17 protein-coding genes are annotated in these 18,779 nt (G+C 70.2%); 8 read left to right on the top strand and 9 right to left on the bottom strand.

Annotated elements, in window-relative coordinates; translation table 11 throughout:
• Positions 1 to 34 precede the first annotated feature (34 nt).
• The 4 genes from GGD89_RS10900 to GGD89_RS10885 form a co-directional block, all read right to left on the bottom strand.
• Entirely contained in the window at positions 35 to 1,399 is a 1,365-nt protein-coding gene (locus GGD89_RS10900; RefSeq protein WP_184045110.1) for a TRAP transporter large permease, read from the bottom strand.
• Positions 1,400 to 1,402: 3 nt separating this feature from the next.
• Positions 1,403 to 2,080: a TRAP transporter small permease gene (locus GGD89_RS10895; RefSeq protein ID WP_184045109.1), complete on the bottom strand. Its 678-nt coding sequence runs from the start codon at positions 2,078 to 2,080 to the stop codon at positions 1,403 to 1,405.
• A 169-nt stretch (positions 2,081 to 2,249) separates the two neighbouring features.
• The gene (locus tag GGD89_RS10890) at positions 2,250 to 3,263 is read right to left on the bottom strand and encodes a TRAP transporter substrate-binding protein (RefSeq protein ID WP_184045107.1); all 1,014 of its coding nucleotides are present in this window, start codon (positions 3,261 to 3,263) and stop codon (positions 2,250 to 2,252) included.
• A 447-nt stretch (positions 3,264 to 3,710) separates the two neighbouring features.
• A complete protein-coding gene (locus tag GGD89_RS10885; protein WP_184045105.1) occupies positions 3,711 to 3,881 on the bottom strand; it encodes a hypothetical protein in 171 nt (56 codons plus the stop codon).
• Positions 3,882 to 4,240: 359 nt separating this feature from the next.
• Here GGD89_RS10885 and GGD89_RS10880 point away from each other — a divergent pair, with 359 nt between their 5' ends.
• Together GGD89_RS10880 and GGD89_RS10875 are read left to right on the top strand one after the other, a co-directional pair.
• On the top strand, positions 4,241 to 4,699 hold the full coding sequence (locus tag GGD89_RS10880; protein WP_184045103.1) for a hypothetical protein: 459 nt from the start codon (positions 4,241 to 4,243) through the stop codon (positions 4,697 to 4,699).
• The gene (locus GGD89_RS10875) at positions 4,689 to 5,552 is read left to right on the top strand and encodes a coiled-coil domain-containing protein (RefSeq protein WP_184045101.1); all 864 of its coding nucleotides are present in this window, start codon (positions 4,689 to 4,691) and stop codon (positions 5,550 to 5,552) included. Before GGD89_RS10880 ends, GGD89_RS10875 begins: the two co-directional genes overlap by 11 nt.
• 37 nt (positions 5,553 to 5,589) lie before the next feature.
• On the opposite strand, the gene GGD89_RS10870 is transcribed toward GGD89_RS10875, so the two are convergent.
• A complete protein-coding gene (locus GGD89_RS10870) occupies positions 5,590 to 6,636 on the bottom strand; it encodes an AAA family ATPase (protein ID WP_425503033.1) in 1,047 nt (348 codons plus the stop codon).
• Between the two features lie 41 nt (positions 6,637 to 6,677).
• Between GGD89_RS10870 and GGD89_RS10865 the strand changes: the two genes are divergently transcribed.
• From GGD89_RS10865 to GGD89_RS20540, 6 genes are all read left to right on the top strand, one after another.
• The gene (locus tag GGD89_RS10865; protein ID WP_184045099.1) at positions 6,678 to 7,364 is read left to right on the top strand and encodes a DUF1285 domain-containing protein; all 687 of its coding nucleotides are present in this window, start codon (positions 6,678 to 6,680) and stop codon (positions 7,362 to 7,364) included.
• A gap of 44 nt (positions 7,365 to 7,408) precedes the next feature.
• Positions 7,409 to 8,029 (top strand): CoA pyrophosphatase, encoded by a 621-nt coding sequence (locus GGD89_RS10860; protein ID WP_246423038.1) that lies wholly within the window; start codon positions 7,409 to 7,411, stop codon positions 8,027 to 8,029.
• 97 nt (positions 8,030 to 8,126) lie between these two features.
• Complete coding sequence (locus tag GGD89_RS10855) at positions 8,127 to 8,528, top strand: hypothetical protein (protein ID WP_184045095.1); 402 nt, start codon at positions 8,127 to 8,129, stop codon at positions 8,526 to 8,528.
• Between the two features lie 152 nt (positions 8,529 to 8,680).
• On the top strand, positions 8,681 to 10,033 hold the full coding sequence (locus tag GGD89_RS10850) for a CCA tRNA nucleotidyltransferase (protein WP_184045093.1): 1,353 nt from the start codon (positions 8,681 to 8,683) through the stop codon (positions 10,031 to 10,033).
• Between the two features lie 117 nt (positions 10,034 to 10,150).
• A complete protein-coding gene (locus tag GGD89_RS10845; protein WP_184045091.1) occupies positions 10,151 to 11,302 on the top strand; it encodes an LptF/LptG family permease in 1,152 nt (383 codons plus the stop codon).
• On the top strand, positions 11,299 to 14,391 hold the full coding sequence (locus GGD89_RS20540) for an ABC transporter ATP-binding protein (protein WP_343058581.1): 3,093 nt from the start codon (positions 11,299 to 11,301) through the stop codon (positions 14,389 to 14,391). Before GGD89_RS10845 ends, GGD89_RS20540 begins: the two co-directional genes overlap by 4 nt.
• 82 nt (positions 14,392 to 14,473) lie before the next feature.
• On the opposite strand, the gene GGD89_RS10835 is transcribed toward GGD89_RS20540, so the two are convergent.
• The 4 genes from GGD89_RS10835 to odhB form a co-directional block, all read right to left on the bottom strand.
• Positions 14,474 to 14,833: a hypothetical protein gene (locus GGD89_RS10835; RefSeq protein ID WP_184045089.1), complete on the bottom strand. Its 360-nt coding sequence runs from the start codon at positions 14,831 to 14,833 to the stop codon at positions 14,474 to 14,476.
• A gap of 362 nt (positions 14,834 to 15,195) precedes the next feature.
• Complete coding sequence (locus GGD89_RS10830; protein WP_184045086.1) at positions 15,196 to 15,732, bottom strand: hypothetical protein; 537 nt, start codon at positions 15,730 to 15,732, stop codon at positions 15,196 to 15,198.
• A gap of 204 nt (positions 15,733 to 15,936) precedes the next feature.
• Positions 15,937 to 17,349: a dihydrolipoyl dehydrogenase gene (lpdA, locus tag GGD89_RS10825; protein WP_184045084.1), complete on the bottom strand. Its 1,413-nt coding sequence runs from the start codon at positions 17,347 to 17,349 to the stop codon at positions 15,937 to 15,939.
• A 161-nt stretch (positions 17,350 to 17,510) separates the two neighbouring features.
• The gene (gene odhB / locus GGD89_RS10820) at positions 17,511 to 18,767 is read right to left on the bottom strand and encodes a 2-oxoglutarate dehydrogenase complex dihydrolipoyllysine-residue succinyltransferase (protein WP_184045156.1); all 1,257 of its coding nucleotides are present in this window, start codon (positions 18,765 to 18,767) and stop codon (positions 17,511 to 17,513) included.
• Positions 18,768 to 18,779: the final 12 nt, after the last annotated feature.

Here is an 18,779-nt window from a genome sequence, read left to right as displayed (position 1 = left end):
GCACCCCGCCCGGGGACATCGCGGAAAGGACACGCTACTGCGTGATCAGCTCCGGCCCCATCACCAGGGTCGGCAGGAACGTGGACAGCCACGGAACGTAGGTGATCAGGATCAGGAAGATGACCGAAACGGCCAGGAAGGGGAGCTGTGCCCGCACGACGTCGAACATGGGCATGTTCGCCACCCCCGAGGTGACGAACAGATTGAGCCCCACCGGCGGGGTGATCATGCCGATTTCCATGTTCACCACCATGATGATGCCCAGGTGGATGGGATCGATACCCAGTTCGATGGCGATGGGGAAGACCAGCGGTGCGACGATGACGATCAGGCCCGACGGTTCCATGAACTGGCCGCCGACCAGCAGGATCATGTTGACGATGATCAGGAACAGGATGGGGCCCAGACCGGCGCTCAGCATGGCCTCGGCGATCATCTGCGGGATCTGTTCCTCGGTCAGCACGTGCTTCAGGATCAGCGCGTTGGCGATGATGAACATCAGCATGATGGTCAGCTTGCCGGCCTCGTAGAGGGCGTGCTGGGTGTCCTTGTGCCATAGCACGCTGAGCGCCTTCCAAGGGATCAGGCGCTTCGGCCCCAGGCCCTGGGCGAACGGCCCCATGTCCCGGTAGACGAAGTTCGCGATCAGGAAGGCATAGACGGCGGCCACGGCGGCCGCCTCGGTGGGCGTGAAGACGCCGCCGTAGATGCCGCCGAGAATGATCACGATCAGGAACAGGCCCCAGGACGCATCCCACGCAGAGCCCGCAATCTCGCGCCATCCCGCCCAGTCCTGCGCCGGCAGGTTGCGGACGCGGGCGATGATATAGATGGCGGTCATGAGCATCAGGCCTTCGATCAAGCCCGGGATAACGCCGGCCAGGAACATGCGCCCGACCGACACGTCGACCGAGGCGGCGTAGACCACCATGACGATGGACGGCGGAATCAGGATCCCCAGCGTCCCGGCGTTCGCGATGACGCCGGCGGCGAAGTCACGCGTATAGCCCACCTGGCGCATGCCGGCGATGACGATGGTGCCGATGGCCACCACGGTCGCCGGCGACGACCCCGACAGGGCGGCGAACAGCGTGCAGGCGAACACGCAGGCCATGGCCAGACCACCCTTGAAATGGCCGACGCAGGCGATGGCGAAGCGGATGATGCGTCGCGCCACGCCGCCCGTGGACATGAACGACGAGGCCAGGATGAAGAACGGGATGGCCAGCAGGGTGTAGTGGCCGTCGAAGGCGCTGAACAGGGTCTGGGCGATGGAGCCGAGCGAGCCTTCGGAATAGACCAGCAGGAAAATGGTGCTCGACATGCCCAGGGACACGGCGACCGGCACCCCCAGCAACATGAAGCCGATCACCATGACGAAGAGAAGGACGACGGACATGGCTCAGCGCTCCCCGTCCTGGCGTGACGCGTGCACGGCCTGGTTCAGCGTGCCGGCGTCGGCCTCGCGGCGCATCTCAGCCAACATCTCCTCGCCCTCGGCGTCATGGCTGGCAATCAGCATGACGCGGTGGTCCATGGCGATGTCCCAGCCGGCCTGCAGGAAGCGCAGGGTCAACAGAAAGAGGCCGATGGGCAAGGCCGCGTAGGGAATGAAGCGCGGCAGCTTTTCATACTCCTCGCCCTCGTTGAACCAGGTGGCCATCAGGTCGGGGAGGAACACCATGGGAATGTCGTTGACCTCATACCAGGCGCGCGAGGTGGCGAACGGCCACCAGTAGTGCCAGGCCCCGACCAGCAGCATGCCGCTGAAGGCCAGGCAGACGGCCACCGACAGCAACACCAGCGCCTTGCGCAGGCCGCGTGGGACCAGGTTAAGGATCAGGTCGACGCCGATGTGGGCCGAGATCTTGACGCAGTGGGAGGCGCCCAGCAGCACCAGCCAGGCGAACAGGAACACCGTGGTCTCCAGCGCCCACAGGATGTTCGTATTGAAGACATAACGGGCGACGACGTTCGCAAAGGTCACCAGGGTCATGAGGCCCAGGATGAGGGCGATGCCCGCCACCTCGATACGGTCGACCAAGCTTCTCCGCAGCTCGGCGGAGGTTCCATGATGCATGGGGTGTTTCCTTCCCGACCCGGCCGGGCGGTCTTGCCGCCGCCCGTCGCCCGCGCCCTCCCGCACACGCGTCGGCGGTCCGGGAGCAGGCCCGGACCGCCGCGCGCGGCCGCGTCCATCAACGCGTGTCCTGATGCAGGAGGCTCATATCAAAGGAGATCGACGCCAATCACCCGTCGTTGGACGCCAGCGCGGCGTCCAGCAGGTCCTGGCCGATATCGCCCACGAACTGCTCCCACACCGGCTTCATCGCCTCGACCCACTGGGCGCGCTGCTCGTCGGTCAGGGTGCGGACCTCGCCGCCGGCCTCGATGATCAGGCCCTTGTTGCGCTGATTGACGGCGTAGGACTCGGCGTTGCGGGTCTCGGTGACCTCCTTGAGGATGGTCAGGAACTGTTCGCGCACGTCCTCGGGCAGGCTGTCCAGCCATTCGGTGGAGGTAACCACCAGGTAGTCCAGGATGCCGTGGTTGGTTTCGGTAATGCCGTCCTGCACCTCGAAGAACTTCTGGCCATAGATGTTGGACCAGGTGTTCTCCTGGCCGTCGACCACGCCCTGCTGCAGGGCGCCGTAGACCTCGGAGAAGGCCATCTTCTGCGGGTTGGCGCCCAGGGCCTCGAACTGCGCCTGCAGCACGTCGGAAGTCTGGATGCGGAACTTCAGGCCCTCGGCGTCGCCCGGCTCCAGTAGCGGCTGGCTGGCGGACATCTGCTTCATGCCGTTGTGCCAGAAGGCCAGGCCCTGGAGGCCACGACGCTGCATGGAATCCAGCATCGACTGACCGGCCTCCGAGGTCTGGAAGCGATCCACGGCCTCGATGTCCTTGAAGACGAACGGCAGGTCGAACAGGCGGAACTTCTTGGTGAACTTCTCGAACTTGGACAGCGAGGGCGCGGCCAGTTGCACGTCGCCGGCCAGCATGGCCTCCAATACCTTGTTGTCGTCGTAGAGCGTCGAGTTGGGATAGACCTCCACGCAGGCCACCCCATCCATCTCGCTGTTCACCCGGTCGGCCAGCAACTGCGCGGCGATGCCCTTGGGGTGCTTGTCGGTGTTGGTCACGTGGCTGAACTTGATGACGATCTCGCCATCCTGGCACTGGTCCGAGGCCGCCGCCGGTCCGGCCAGGGCCACGCCCAGGGCAACGCCAGCGGTGGCAAGCGCGGTCAAGAATCGGGTCATGAAAATCCTCCCTTGGGATTGCTTTTTCGTTGCACGGGACAGGGGTCTTGAATGACCGGAGGTTCGGGCGCGCGGTGCGTTGGCGCACGCCCCCTGGGCCGTCGCCACGCGACGCGGCCCGCCAGCCGGTCGATCCCCCCCTTCCAAACCACCCTCAGGATAGAGGGAAAGGCCGGTGTGGAGAAGAATCGATTCTGTTTGCGTATCGATCGCTAAGATCAAGAAGACTCTGAGCATTGCGGTCGGCCGAGGCCAGCCCCGGGGCGCTTCCCCCGGGCCGGGCCCGACACGCCGGGCCAGGGTCGCGACCGCCCCCGGACCAGGGCGGCCGAGGTTCAAGAGAAAGGCCGGCGCATCGGCGCCGGCCTGACCAGAACGACGGTGCTGTCCGGTCGGTCCCGACGCGATGACTGCCACCGCACGGGACCGATGATCACCACGACGGATCTAATTCCGCTCGCGGTCCTGTCCCCAGGGGGCCGAGGACTGACCGGACGACTCCACCTGCGCGGTGGTGATGGGACGGTCGGTGTCGGCCGACTTCCAGCCACTGCAGGCGAGGGCGCTGGACGAGGCGAACAGGGCGGCGACAAAGGCAACGGTGGCGGTGCGGGTCATGGCGAACTCTCCTGACGTCGATCGATGGGAGGAGGGAGCCGGGGACTCGGCGCGATGGTCACCGAGCATGCCGTGCCGTCTTGATCGCGCAGTATGGGGTCGTTGCGACACCGGAAACAACCCCGCGAATCTCAGGGATGAATCGCCGCCACGCGGGCACCGCCCGGCGCGGGTCCGCGCCCCGGCCCGGGAGGGTCCCCGGCCACCCCGCGCGACGCTCGACGGCGCGACCCGACTTGCGGCACACTGCGGAGTGAAGGGGGCGGCGACGGGCGCCGATGGTCCGGCCCGCTCCACGAGAGGCCGCGCGCCCCTCTGTTTTCCTTGCCCCCTGCCCTCGCAACCCCTGGGTGACCATCATGGACTGGTCCCGGTTCGACCGAGAACGGTTCCGCAAGATCATGGCCGTCGCGCTGCGCGCCGACGGCGCGGAAGCGCTGACGGCGCTTGATCGCGCCCGCGCCCACCTGGACGGCGCCGGCGGGTCCATCGACGATGTGCTGGGCGGCACCGTCAGCGTGCAGATGCACGGCGCCCGCGAGGGCGACAAGGGGCGCGGCCCCAACGGCCACGACCGGTCGTCGTCGCGCCGCGACCTCCACGGCGGACGCCAGGGCGGAGACAGACCGGCGGACGACGACGATCCCTTGCGCCATGCCCTCTACGCCAGCCATATCGTCACCCAGTTGCGCACCGAGAACCGGCGCCTTAATGACCTGCTGGACCAGGCCACCCGCTACATTGCCGAACTGGAATCCGAGATGACCCGCGTCCAGGCGACCCAGGCCCCGCCCCCGGATGGTCACGATGACGGCTGACGGCGGTCCCCGCGAGCCTGGCGGCATCGCCGCCGTGGTCCAGGCCCTGGACGCGGCGCTGGAGGACGAGGCCGGCGAGCCGCGTCCGCTCGGCGATCCACGCGCCAAGGACACCATCCGCCACTGGGACCGCCTGGCCGAAGGCGTGGACGACGACGCCCTGGATTCCGTGCTGGGCGAGGCGGTGAGCCGCCTGGCGGCCGATCCGCCGGGGCGGGCGCGCCTTCTGGCGGCCGGGCTGATTCCAGAGATCCGCGTGCAGACGGCGCTGATCGCCGGCTATGTGCGCCTGTTTCGGCGCATGCGCCAGATCGCCCGGGATGGCGGGCTGGACGATGCCGCGCTGATGGCCGAGACCCGCGCCGACCTGCGCCGGCTCAACACGCGGCTGGCGGACGCGCTGACGGTGATCCACCAGCAGCGCCGGGAGCGCCTGGCCCTGGAGGCCATCCTGGAGCGCCGCGAGCGCCGGCTGGCGCGCGCCAACGTGGCCACGGCCAACGCCCGGGACGACCTGCGCGCCGCCCAGGCGGCGCTGGCCGAGGTCGAGTCCGAGCGGGACCTGGCCCGCCGCGCCGCCGCCGACCTGACCGCCGAGCGGGACGACCTGCGCCGCGACCTCACCCGCGCGCGCGCTGGCGTCGAGGACCTCAAGGCCCGGTATCTGGAGAAGTTCGCGCTGTCCCTGCACGACCTGAACCGGGCGCGCGAGACGCTCTACAACGACCCGGGCTCCACCCTGCCCGCCAACAAGGCCAGCGTCGCCCAGGGCTACTACATGATCCTGGAGGACATGGACGCCGCCGCCGAGGCCCAGAAGCTGATGGCCTCTATTCTCAAGGAGGGAATGTGAGGCGGGCTCGGGGCGGAGGGGGCTCCGCCGGCGCGGCCTACCCCACGGTGGCCTTCAGGCGGTCGATGATGTCCGGCACCGTCACCCCATCGGCGCGGGCGGCGAAGGTGGTGGCCATGCGGTGCACCAGCACCGGGCGGGCCAGGGCCAGTACATCGTCGATGGAGGGCGCCAGGCGCCCGTCGAGGATGGCGCGCGCCCGGCAGGCCAGCGCCAGCGCCTGGCTGGCGCGCGGCCCCGGCCCCCAGGCCACGTGGGCCTTCACCTCGGCCAAATCGGTGCTTTCCGGGCGGCCGTTGCGCACCAGGGTCAGGATGGCCTCCACCACGCTGTCTCCGGTGGGCACGCGGCGCACCAGGCGCTGCGCGGCACGCAGATCGTCGGCGGTCAGCACCGACTCGGGCTCCACGGTGCGCGCGGCCGTGGTGGACTCCAGCATCGCGCGCTCGGCGGCGCGATCCGGATAGCCGATATCCACCTGCATCAGGAAGCGGTCGAGCTGCGCCTCGGGCAGGGGATAGGTGCCCTCCTGCTCGATGGGGTTCTGGGTGGCCAGCACGTGGAACGGCGCCGGGAGGTCGTGATAGTGCCCCGCCACCGACACCTTGTGTTCCTGCATGGCCTGCAACAGCGCCGACTGTGTGCGCGGGCTGGCGCGGTTGATCTCGTCGGCCATCAGCAACTGGCAGAACACCGGCCCCGGGATGAAGCGAAAGGCGCGCCGCCCGCGCTCGTCCTGCTCCAGCACCTCGGAGCCCAGGATATCGGCCGGCATCAGGTCCGGCGTGAACTGCACCCGCTTGGCGTCCAGCCCCAGAACCACGCCCAGGGTCTGCACCAGGCGCGTCTTGGCCAGTCCGGGAACACCGATCAGCAGGCAGTGGCCGCCGGCCAGAAGGGTGACCAGGGCACCGTCGATGACCGCCTCCTGACCGAAGATGACGCGGGCGATGCCGGCGCGCGCCTCCTTGATTCGTGCTCCCAGTCTGTCTACGTCTTCGAGCAGGACCCGATCCTCCAACGTCTCCGCGACCGGCCCGGGCGACGCGGACGGATGGGCGGAGGTGGGCATGGACGTGCTGATCACGATGGGTCCTCCCAGAACAAACAACGATGAGGAACAGGATGGGTCCGAACGCACGGGGATCGGCGACAGCACGGTCCGACGCGTCGGTTGGCGCGCCCGAGGGCGTGCCGAGGGGACGACACGATCCCGGCGCGGATCCGGCGGCGCGCCGGTCCACCGCCGACGGGCCGCCCAGGCTGGCCGTGCTGGACACCCCCGGCGCGGGGGGCCGCGCGCGTCACTTCTGCGGCGACCTCGGTCTTTCCATAGATCGGGACGGCACCTGGCATTACCAAGGGTCTCCCATCGGCCGCAAGGAGATGGTGTGCCTGTTCGCCTCGGTCCTGCATCGGGCGGAGGACGGCAGCTACTGGATGGTCACCCCCGTGGAGGTGGGCCGCGTCGAGGTCGCCGATGTGCCCTTCCTGGCCGTGGAAATGTTCGTGGACGGCGGCTGCGGCCGGTCTCAGAGCATCAGCTTCCGCACCAATTGCGACGAAGTGGTGACGGTGGACCGGGACCATCCCCTGCGCCTGGAGCACGACCCGGTGACCCGCGAGCCACGCCCCTATGTGCGCGTGCGTGACGGACTGGATGCCCGCCTGACCCGATCGGTGTACTATGATCTGGTGGCGCGTGGCGTCGAAACCAACGAGGCGGGACGGACACTGTTCGGAGTATGGAGCCGATCTCTCTTCTTTTGCCTGGGCACGCTGGACGAGGCCGACTGGACCGCCCGGCCCTGACGCGTCTTCTGGACGCCGGGCGCGGACGCGGCCAGGGCTCGGACATGGCGATCGCCCGCCTTCTGGGGGGCGATGCCGCGCGCCAGTTCCGCGCGGAGCGGGCCCACCCCCGCGCCCGTCAGCGGCCGGCGGCGGTGCTGTTGCCCATCCTGGACCATGGCGACATCGGCCCCGGAGTGCTGTTCACCCGCCGGGCCAGCCATCTTGCCCACCACCCGGGTCAGATCTCGTTTCCCGGCGGTCGCCAGGAGCCGGGCGAGGTGGACCCCGTCGACACCGCCCTGCGCGAGGCCCGCGAAGAAGTGGCCCTGGACGCCGAGACCGTGGAGGTGCTCGGCCTGCTGGACGACTACGTCACCGTCACGGGTTTCCGGGTCACGCCGGTGGTCGGGGTGATCACCCCGCCAGTGGCCCTGGTCCCCGACCCGAGCGAGGTGGACACGGTGTTCGAGGTTCCGCTGGCCTTTCTGATGGATCCCGCCAATCATCGCCACGCGGTGCGCGACGCGGGCGGCGCCCGCCGTCCCCACTTCGCGATCCCGTACGGAGAGCACTATATCTGGGGCGCCACGGCCGGCATCCTGATGAACCTTTACGAGGTGCTGCGCGCGCCCCCACAAACGGCGGCGACCGGCGCGGAACCGCCCGTGTCGGAAGCGGGCTAGTGCAGCGGCGCGGGATAAGGCGACCGTCCGTGACGACATCAGTCGCGGCACGCTTTGTCTGATTCAGTGCACCCCATGTGACGACGGGAGACTCCCCATGCGTGTGTTCCTGACGGTGGTGCTGCCGCTGCTCACACCCAGCCTTCTCTACGTGATCTGGCTGGTGGTGCGCGCCCGCCTGGTGGCCTCGGCGCGCGGCGGCGCGGTGCCCGACGATGGGCCGGGTGCCGACGGGTCGGCCCCGGCGCCGCGGTTCGTCGGCGACACCGTTCCGTGGATGACGCTCACCCTCAGCGGCGCCGCGCTGACGGTAGCGGTCACCCTGGCCCTGTACACGACGCAGTCCGTGGGGACGCCGGACAGCATCTACATCCCCCCACGTTATGAGGACGGCCGGATCATCCCCAGCCAGAACGTGCCACGCGTGGACCCGACCCAGGACCAAGACGAGGATGAAGATGAGGACACGGGCGCGGCCGACGTCGACCCGACCCGCTAGAGCAAATCCCGAGCGATCCGAACCGGATCGCGACGACGATTTGCTTCAATATCAGAGTCTTATACCAACGGTCATTGAGAATGACCGTTGCAGTCGGGCCGGATCGAACCGGCGCCGGCGGGTCGGCTCCAACGCCGGAGGGCGGTGCTGACATGACCCGGAACTGGAGCCACCTCGCGGACGAGCGACGACCGGTCGGACAACTGTCGCCCGACCCCTGGCTGACCGCGCCGGCCACCCGGCGCCTGCTGGCGGCGCTGGAGGCCGAGGGCACGCGCGTCCGCTTCGTGGGTGGCTGCGTGCGCGACGGCCTGCTGCGTCGGCCCGTCAAGGACGTCGACGTGGCCACGCCCGACGAGCCGGAGACGGTCGTGGCGCTGCTGGAGGCGGCCGGCATCCGCACCGTGCCGTGGTCGCGCGGCCTGGCGCATGGCACCGTGCTCGCGGTGGTGGACGAAACGCCGTTCGAGGTCACCACCCTGCGCCACGACGTGGCCTGTGACGGCCGCCACGCCCAGGTGGCCTTTACCCGGGACTGGTTGGCCGACGCCACCCGCCGCGACTTCACCATCAACGCGCTGTCGGCCACGGCGGACGGCGCCGTTTATGACTATGTCGAGGGCATCGCCGACCTGGCCGCGGGCCGGGTGCGTTTCGTCGGTCGCGCCACCGCCCGCATCCATGAGGACGCGTTGCGCATCCTGCGCTTCTTCCGCTTTCATGCGCACTATGCCAGCACCGGGCCGGATGCCGACGCCTACGCCGCCTGCCAGTCCCTGGCCCCCCTGGTGCAGGGCGTATCGGCCGAGCGGACACGCACCGAGCTGCTCAAGACCCTGCTGGCGCCCGATCCGGCCGGCGCGCTGTTGCTGATGCGCGGCGCCCGGGTGCTGCCGCTGGTGCTGCCCGAGGCCGAGCACGTCGGACGGCTGCGCATGCTGGCCTTCCTGGAGACTCGCGGCGTCGTCGCGCCGGGGGTGGCGCCGGACGCCCTGCGCCGGCTGGCCGCCGTGGTCGGCATGCTGGAGACGGAGGACCAGGCCCTCGCCCTGGCCGAGCGGCTTCGGTTGTCCCGGGCCGAGGCCCGCCGCCTCACGGCCATGGTGACCACGCCGCCGGAGGCCCGCCCCGTCCCCGACCTGTCGCCCGCCGACCGCTACCGCCGCCTGGACCGCCTCGGCCCGGCGCTGTTCATCGACCTGGCGTTGCTCGACTGGGCCCGCGAGCGCCAGGGGGAGGGCCACACCGATTCCCGCCGCACGCGCGGCTGGATCGCCCAGATCGAGGCCGCCGGTGGATTCGACCCGCCCCCCTTTCCGTTGACCGGACGCGACCTGCTGGCCGCCGGCCTGCCCCGGGGACCGGCGGTGGGTACGGCGCTGGCGGCGCTGCGGGACTGGTGGCTCGCCGAGGGATGCCGGCCGGGGCGCGCCGACCTGTTGCACCGCCTGCACGAGACGCGCGCCGCCCACGCCCTCGCGCACACCGAAACCGTCGACCGGTAAGCATGTCGCCGTCTTCGGTGGCATCCCGGTCCCGTCCGGGACCAAGGGGCATGGGCCCCGGGACCCCGGGCAATCGTCCCTGGCGGGGCGTCCCGGTCGCTTCTATACTCCCGCGCCATGCGCCTGATCACCCGCTACATCCTGAACCAGCTGGTCATCGCGCTCGTGCTGGGAACGGCCGGGCTGACGGCGTTGCTCTGGCTGTTGAACTCGCTGCGCTTCTTTGACGCGTTCATCAACAAGGGCCTGTCGGTCGGCGTCTTCCTGGAGCTGACGCTGTTGCTGATGCCCGGGTTCCTGACCTTCTTCCTGCCCATTGCCCTGTTCGGCGTGATCCTGTTCGTCTACCACAAGCTGACCCTGGACCGGGAGTTGATGGTGCTCCAGTCCGCCGGGCTGGGGCGCTGGCAGTTGGCGCGTCCGGCGCTCGGGCTGGCCACGGTGCTGTGCGCGACGACCTTCGTGCTCACGCTCTGGATCGTCCCGCACCTGGAGCGCGCCTTCAACGAATTGCAGTTCCGCATTCGCCACGAGGTCTCGCGGCTGGCGCTGACCGAGGGGGCCTTCACCGAGGTCACGGACACCCTGACCATCTACGTGCGCGAGACCACGGACCGTGGCGACCTTCGGGGCCTGATCATCCACGACCGCGGCGACCCGGATCTGGACGTGGTCATCACCGCCACGCGGGGCGCCCTGCTGTACGAGAACGACGAGGCGCGGGTGCTGATGGTCGGTGGCGTCCGCCAGGAACGCGATCGAACCACGGGCCTGGTGGACTTCCTGTTCTTCGACAGTCACTCGGTCGGCGTGGCCGGCGGCGAAAAGAACCCGCTGGCCCGGGTCCCCAAGTCCCGGGAACGGCCGACGCTGGAACTGTTCACCCTGACCACCGAGGATCGCATGCTCGCGGACCTGCCGCTAACCTTCTCCGAGGCCGGCATTCGCCGCATGCGCATGGAGGGCCACCAGCGGATCGCCAAGCCGCTCGCCAACATCGCGTTCGCGCTGCTGGCGCTGGGCGCCCTCCTCAGCGGCGACTTCAACCGTCAGGGTCGCAACCGCCGCATCATCATCGCCGTGGCCGGCGTCGTGACGGCCCAGGCCAGCATGCTCGGCGCCGGACAGTTGGCCCGGACCGATCTGCTGTACCTGCCGTTGCTGTACCTGGGACCGATCGCGACGGCCGGGCTCGGCTGTGTGTGGCTCGCGCGCTACCCTCGTCCGGCGCGTCCCCGCGCCCTCCAGGCGGGAGCCGAAGCGGCGTGACGGCGGAAACGGGACCAGACGGCGCCGGGACGCAGAGCGGACGGGACACGACGGGGGCGGCACCCTGGCCGCTCCTGCTGCTGGGGCTGTGCCCGGTGGTGTTCGCGGTCGGCCCTAAGCTGTTCACCGGGGCCATCGTGGTGGGCGTGCTGGGGCTGGCGGGCGCCGGCCTGCTGACGCGGGGACGCCCGGCCCTGGCCCCACCGCTGACCTGGCCCCCGCCCGCGACCGGGCTCATCCTGGCGATGCTGGCCTGGAGCGCGGCATCCCCCTTGTGGAGCCTGCGTCCCGACCGGTCGCTGGAGCACCTGCCGGCGACGGCGGCGGTGTGCGTCATGGCCGTCATCGGCCTGACCGCCGCCGCCCGTCTGCCGGCGCGCGTGGACCGCGACCGCCCGTTTCGGGTGTTCGCCGGCCTGTACGTGACCCTGGTGGGCCTGTTCCTGGTCCAGATACTGTTCGACCTGCCGCTGCTGCGCGCCCTGCATGCCCTCGGCCTGATGGGCGACACGCCCACCCCGACCATGCTCAACCGGGGCCTCACCTTCCTGGTGCTGAGCGGCTGGCCGCTGCTGGCGGCGGCCGTGGCGCGGGGGTACGGGTGGGCGGCCGCGCCCGTCGCCGTGGCGCTGGCCGTCGTTCTGGCGCTGGGCGATTCGCTGGCGGCCGCCGTGGCCCTGGTGGCCGGCCTGGGCGCAGCGGGGCTGGCGCTGCGGGTCTCGGCCCGCGCCCTGGCGCGCGGCCTCGCCGGTCTGGTGCTGCTGGTGATGTTTGTCTCGCCCTGGCTGCTCTGCTTCGGGCCGATGGTGATCAAGCCGGGCCTGGGGGTGCTGCCCTTCACCGCCGTGGCCCGCCTGGAGATCCTGGCGCTGTTCGCCGCCCCCCTGGCGAGCCGGCCGATCCTGGGCTGGGGCCTGAACACGGCCACCAAGGTCCCGCACACCCCCCTGGACGTCGCCTTCTTCGACATCATCGACCCGCAGGCCATGTCGGTGCACCCGCACAACAACGTGGTGGAGATCTGGGTCGAACTGGGGCTGGTGGGCGTGGCCCTGGTCGCCGGCCTGGCCCTGTTGGCCGTGCGCTGGATCGTCCGCCGCGCCGACCCGGCCGGGCGGGCCGCCGGCACCGCCGCCCTGGCCTCGGTGATGGTGGTCGGGCTGAGCGCCTACGGTGTCTGGCAGGAAGACTGGCTGGCCCAGGTGCTGTTCACCGCCCTTTTGTTCCTGCTGTGGGCGCCGGGGCACCGGTCGCCGGCCGCGGCCTCGACGGCGGCCGGGGCGCCCGCCCCCGCCCCGCCGGCCGACCACCCCGTGGCGGTGCGCGCGGGACCGCTGCTGTGGCGCTTCGTGCGGCGCATGGGCCGGCGCGCCTGGCCCTGGATGGCGTTGGGCGTGCTGGCCATGGGCCTGGTGGCGGCGGCCAGCGCCATGACCGCCTGGCTGATGCAGCCCGCCGTCGACAAGGTGCTAGCCGAGGGCGACCGCACCATGATGTGGGTGGTGGGCCTGGGCCTGCCGGCCGCCTTCGCCCTCAAGGGCGTGGCCAACTACGGGCAGCGGGCGGCCATGATCCGCGCCGGGCTGGGCATGGTGGCCGTGGCCCGCAAGACGCTGTTCGCCCATCTGCTGACCCTGGATGCCGCGTTCTACCGCCGACACCCGGCGGGCGACCTGACCTCGCGGCTGATCGTCGATCTGGACACCCTGCGCACCGTCATCAGCTCCACGGTCACGGCCCTGGGGCGCGACGTGGCGACGCTGGTGGGCCTGCTGGTCACGCTGCTGGCCATGGACTGGACGCTGACGGTGGTCGGCGCCCTGGTGTTCCCGCTCCTGGTGCTGCCGGTGATTCGCCTGGGGCGGGCGGTGCGGGGGCACACCACCGGCCTTCAGGAGACCATGGGGCGCTACGACGCGGCCCTGCACCAGACCTTCGAGGGCGTGCGGGTGGTCAAGGTGTTCGGCGACCCGGCCCACGAGAGCGCCCGCATGCGGGGCCTGACCCGGCGCCTGTTCGAGACCATGAGCCGCACCGAGGCGGCCCGCGCCCGCATCGAGTTCCTGGTGGAAGCCACCACCGGACTGGCGGTGGTCGCGGTGGTGCTGTTCGGCGGTTATCGCGTGATCGCCGGGGAGTCGACGGCGGGAACCTTCTTCGCCTTCGTCACCGCGCTGATCCTGGCCTACCGGCCCATCAAGAAGCTGGGCCACCTGAACGCCACGCTGCAGGAGGGCGTGGCCGCCCTGGTGCGGCTGTTCGACGTGCTCGATACGCCGCCCGGCCTGACCGACCGGCCGGATGCCCCCGCCCTGCCCCCGGTGCGCGGCGCGATCCGCCTGGAGAACGTGCGTCTGTGCCATGACGAGGCCGCCGCGCCCGCCCTGGACGGCGTCACCCTGGACATCCCCGCCGGCCGAACCGTGGCCCTGGTGGGGCCGTCGGGCGCCGGCAAGTCCACGCTGCTGAACCTGATCGCCCGCCAGCTGGATCCGGACGCCGGCCGCGTGCTCGTTGACGGTATCGACATCCGCACGGTGACACGGCCGTCGCTGTGGCGGCAGATGGCCCTGGTCACCCAGGACGTGACCCTGTTCGAGGGCACGGTGCGCGAGAACATCCTCTATGGCGCGCCCGACGTGGACCCCGGCGAGACCGCCCCGGTCTGGCAGGCCCGCGTCGAGGCCGCCGCCCGCGCCGCCGAGGCGCACGCCTTCATCACCGCCCTGCCCCAGGGCTACGACACACCCGTGGGAGAGGCCGGCGGCCGGCTGTCGGGGGGGCAGCGCCAGCGCATCGCCATCGCCCGGGCGATGCTCAAGGACGCACCCATCCTGTTGCTGGACGAGGCCACGGCGGCCCTGGATCGGGAGACGGAGCAGCGCGTGCAGACGGCCCTGGACCGGCTGGGCACGGGGCGCACCACGGTGGTCGTCGCCCACCGCCTGGCCACGGTGCGCACGGCCGACCTGATCCACGTGATGGACCAGGGACGGGTGGTCGAGAGTGGTCCGCACGAGACGTTGCTGGCGACCGGCGGTCTGTACGCCGCGCTCTGGTCGTCGCAGGGCGAGCCGTCAAGCGGGTAACGGCACGCGACCGGCGACCAGGACGACGCCCGAGGGCGCCGTCCGGCGTGACGGTTCGTCCGGTCCGGTGTCTCGGCGCCCCTTAGCGCTTTTTCTGACCGGCGTAGCAGCCGTCGCGGGCGCACACCTTCAACTGGCCCTGGCGATGAATCCAAAGCGCCGTCACGCTGTCCAGCTGATGGCCTTCCATCGGCAGGACGCGCGCCGCCTTGCGGTCATCGCTCCAGATCCAGGCGTTGCAGACATTCCGCACGGCGATGGAATCGCAGGCTTCCTGCCCGGCGGCGATAAAATCGGCATCCGTACGGGCCCCCGGACAGACCATCAGGGCGATGGTTCCGTACACCCCCACCACGTTACAGGACTCGTTCCCCTGCGCGGCCACGGCCGTCGAGGACACGCACAACCCCGCCAGCAGGGCCACCCACTTCAGATTCCGCATCACGTGTTCACCTGTCGTCTTCGCGATTCAGAGTCGGAGTCACGCCCGACGCAGCGCCTCCTCCGCCCGCTCTTGTCCCATACGTCGCCCCACGAGGGCATCGCGGCAGCGGTTTCCTCGGCCGGGGCAGGTGAGGGTCGGGAGGAAGAGGCGGCACCCTAACAAAAAAAAAGGCCGCCGGACACCCCGTTTCGGCTTCGTTCCGGGACACCGGGCACACCCGATCCGCCGGACGGTCCGGGCGTCGCCGATCGGACAAACGTCCGGGGCGCACCCTGCTTGGTTCCGGGCGCGTCGTCAACCATGCGAAAAGGCAGGGTTCGATTTCGGGAGGAACGGACGATCACGGGTGAGCCCCGTGGTCACGGCGCCAGATCAAGCCGGTAGAGCACGGTTCCCGAGCAGGGTGCCTTGTCGGCGTGAGCGTTCTTGAAGGCCACATGCGCCTCGGCCCCCTGCGCCAACCGCAGGACGACGGGATGGCCGGCGGTGGGCATCTCGGGCGCCACGGGCGTCAGGGCCTTCCCCTGCCAGTGCCACTGCCCGAAGGTCAGCACCAGCGTATCGCCGCCCTCGATCCGGCCCCGATAGACGCTCGACCCCGACAGAGAGTATCCCGTGCCGGTGTGATCGTAACGGCCTGTCCCCGACACCGAACCGTCACCGGCCGGCAGCATGAGCGGCACCGTATCGACGCTGCGCATGGTGTCCGGAAACGCCGCATGCAGGCAGGTTTCGTTGCGCTCGATGGTCAGGGTGGCGGGACGGCTGCCCTGGGCCTGGGCGACCGACGCGACCACGGCCGCCACCACGCCCACGACTATCGGAAGACAGGCCCCCAGCCTCGGGTGGGCGGCGCGCGGCACAAGCCCCCGAAGGGCGTCAGTCGGATCAGGCATGAGCGTCCGTATCTCCACAAGGGGGACACGACACAGCCTCGACCATCCCGGGCTCGCCGTCCGTGACCGTCGACACAGCCTCACATCGACAGGCCGACCGCTCTGGGACACCCCCCACGAGTCCGTTGGACGCCGGGATCGCCCGGTCCCACGGTCCAGGCGACGAGACCCGGGCGCCCGCGCGGCGCCCGGGGTCGGACGGACTCAAAGATGGAGCGGCCGGTCGTGCACCGCCAGCGCGGCTTCCTTGATGGCCTCGCCCAGTTGCGGGTGGGCGTGGCTGGAGCGGAAGATGTCCTCCGCCGAGGCGCCGAACTCCATGCCGATCACCACCTCCTGGATCAGGTCGCCGGCGGCCGATCCAACGATGTGGCACCCCAGCACGCGGTCGGTGTGGGCATCAGCCAGGACCTTGACCAGGCCGTCGGTCTCGCCGATGGCCCGGGCGCGGCCGTTGGCGGTGAAGGGGAAGCGGCCGACCTTGTACTCGGTGCCGGCGGCCTTGAGCTGTTCCTCCGTCTTGCCCACGGCGGCGATCTCCGGCGCCGTATAGACCACGGCGGGGATGGCGTCGTAGTTCACGTGCGGGCTCTGGCCGGCCAGCATCTCGGCGAGCGCGACGCCCTCTTCCTCGGCCTTGTGGGCCAGCATGGCGCCGCCGATCACGTCGCCGATCGCATAGATGCCCTTGGCGGTGGTCTCGTAGCGGTCGTTGACCTTGATGAAGCCGCGCTCGGTCCGCTCGATGCCGTTCTTGTCCAGGCCCAGGCCCAGGCTATGCGGCGCGCGGCCGATGGCCACCAGCACCACGTCGGAGACCACCTGCTGGGTGTCGCCGCCGGCGGCCGGCAGCACCGAGAGCGTTACCCCCTTGGCTGTCTTCTTGGCGCCGGTGACCCGCTGGCCCAGCATGAAGGACAGGCCCTGCTTGGCGAGGATGCGCTGGACCTGCTTGCGGATCTCGCCATCCATGGTGGGCAGGATGTGGTCCAGGTACTCGACCACCGTCACCTCGGCGCCCAGGCGCCGCCACACCGAACCCAGTTCCAGGCCGATCACGCCCGCGCCGATCACCGTCAGGCGCTTGGGCACCTTGGACAGCGCCAGCGCCCCGGTGGAGTCCACGATCATGCGACCGTCCAGCTCCACACCCGGCAGCGCCGCCGACTCGGAACCGGTCGCCAGCACGATGGCGTCGGCGACCAGCGTCTTGTCGCCGCCGTCATGGAGCGCCACGCCCACCTCGCCCGCGTGGTCCACGCGGCCCATGCCGCCGATCCAGTCCACCTTATGCTTCTTGAACAGATAGGCGATGCCGTCGGTGTTGGCCTTCACCACGCCATCCTTGCGGGCCATCATGGTCGCCAGGTCCGGGCGCACGGTACCGCTGATCTTGATGCCGTGCCCGGCGGCGTCATGCTTGGCCTGCGCGAACAGGTGCGAGGAGTGCAGCAGCGCCTTGGAGGGGATGCAGCCCACGTTCAGACAGGTTCCCCCCAGGGTCTTGCGCATGTCCACGCACGCCACGCGCATGCCCAACTGCGCCGCCCGGATGGCGCAGACATACCCGCCGGGTCCACCACCGATCACGACCAGATCGTACGGATTCTCGCTCATCGGTCCCTATCCTTCCGTCTTGCTTTCGAGGCGTGGCCGGAGGGATCCGTCCGCCACGCCGTTCTTCCCCCGCATGGATCAGGGGTTTCGACTCAGGGGTCCACGCCCCTTAAACGGGAAGAGGCGCTCCGATGCCCGGAACGCCTCGCCGTCGGTATGCCTCAGGTGTCCAGCAGCAACCTCTGCGGATCCTCGATCCCCTCCTTGATCCGCACCAGACTGCTCACCGCTTCCTTGCCATCGACAAGTCGATGATCGTAGCTGAGCGCCAGGTACATCATCGGCCGCGCCTGGATGGAACCATCGGGCATGACCATCGGCCGCGGCATGGTCTTGTGCATGCCGAGGATGCCCGACTGCGGCGGATTGAGGATGGGCGTGGACATCAGGGATCCGTAGACCCCCCCGTTGGAGATGGTGAAGGTGCCGCCGGTCATCTCCTCCATGGTCAGCTTGCCGTCGCGCGCCTTGCGGCCGAAGCCGGCGATTTCCACCTCGATCTCGGCGAAGCTCTTGGTGTCGCAGTCGCGCACCACCGGCACCACCAGGCCCTGCGGCCCGCCCACCGCGACGCCGATGTCGTAGTAGTTCTTGTAGACGATGTCGGTGCCGTCGATCTCGGCGTTGACGGTCGGGAACTCCCGCAGCGCGGCGACGGCCGCCTTGACGAAGAACGACATGAAGCCCAGGCGCACGCCGTGCCGCTTCTCGAAAGCGTCGCGATAGCGGGCGCGCACGTCCAGGATGGCCGTCATGTCCACCTCGTTGAAGGTGGTGAGCATGGCGGCGTCGTCCTGGGCCTGCTTGAGACGCTCGGCGATGCGCCGGCGCAGGCGGCTCATGGGCACCCGTTCCTCGCGCGGATCATCCGCGCGGGACGCGGCCGGCGCGGCGGCGGTCGCCGGGGCGGCGGACGCGGCGCCGGCCTTGGCCCGCTGAAGATGGCCAAGCACGTCGTCCTTGGTCAGGCGGCCATCCTTGCCCGAAGCCGGGATGGTCGCCGGGTCCAGGCTGTTCTCGGCCACCAGCTTGCGCACCGCCGGGGACAGCGGCAGGTCGGGGTTGGCGGTTCCGGTGCCGGCCGGCGCCGGGGCGGCGGCGGGTTCCGGCGCGGAGGCCACCTCGGCCTTGGGCGCCGCCTCGGCCTTGGGGACGGGCGTCGCGGCCGTGGTGCCGGAGGCGCCGGCCTCCAGGCGTCCCAGAAGGGCGCCCACCGCCACCTCGCTGCCCTCGGCGGCGACGATCTCGGTCAGGGCGCCGGCGGTCGGGGCGTTGACCTCCACCGTGACCTTGTCGGTTTCCAGTTCCACCAGGGGCTCGTCGGCGGCGATCGCCTCTCCGACCTTCTTAAGCCACTTGGCCACGGTGGCCTCGCTGACGGATTCACCCAGGGCGGGCACGGTGATGTCGGTGGCCATCGGCGTTCCTTC

Origin of the sequence: Roseospira visakhapatnamensis, assembly GCF_014197915.1 — a bacterium.
GTDB classification, from domain to species: Bacteria; Pseudomonadota; Alphaproteobacteria; order Rhodospirillales; family Rhodospirillaceae; genus Rhodospira; species Rhodospira visakhapatnamensis.
This window is presented reverse-complemented; position numbering and strand designations above follow the sequence as displayed.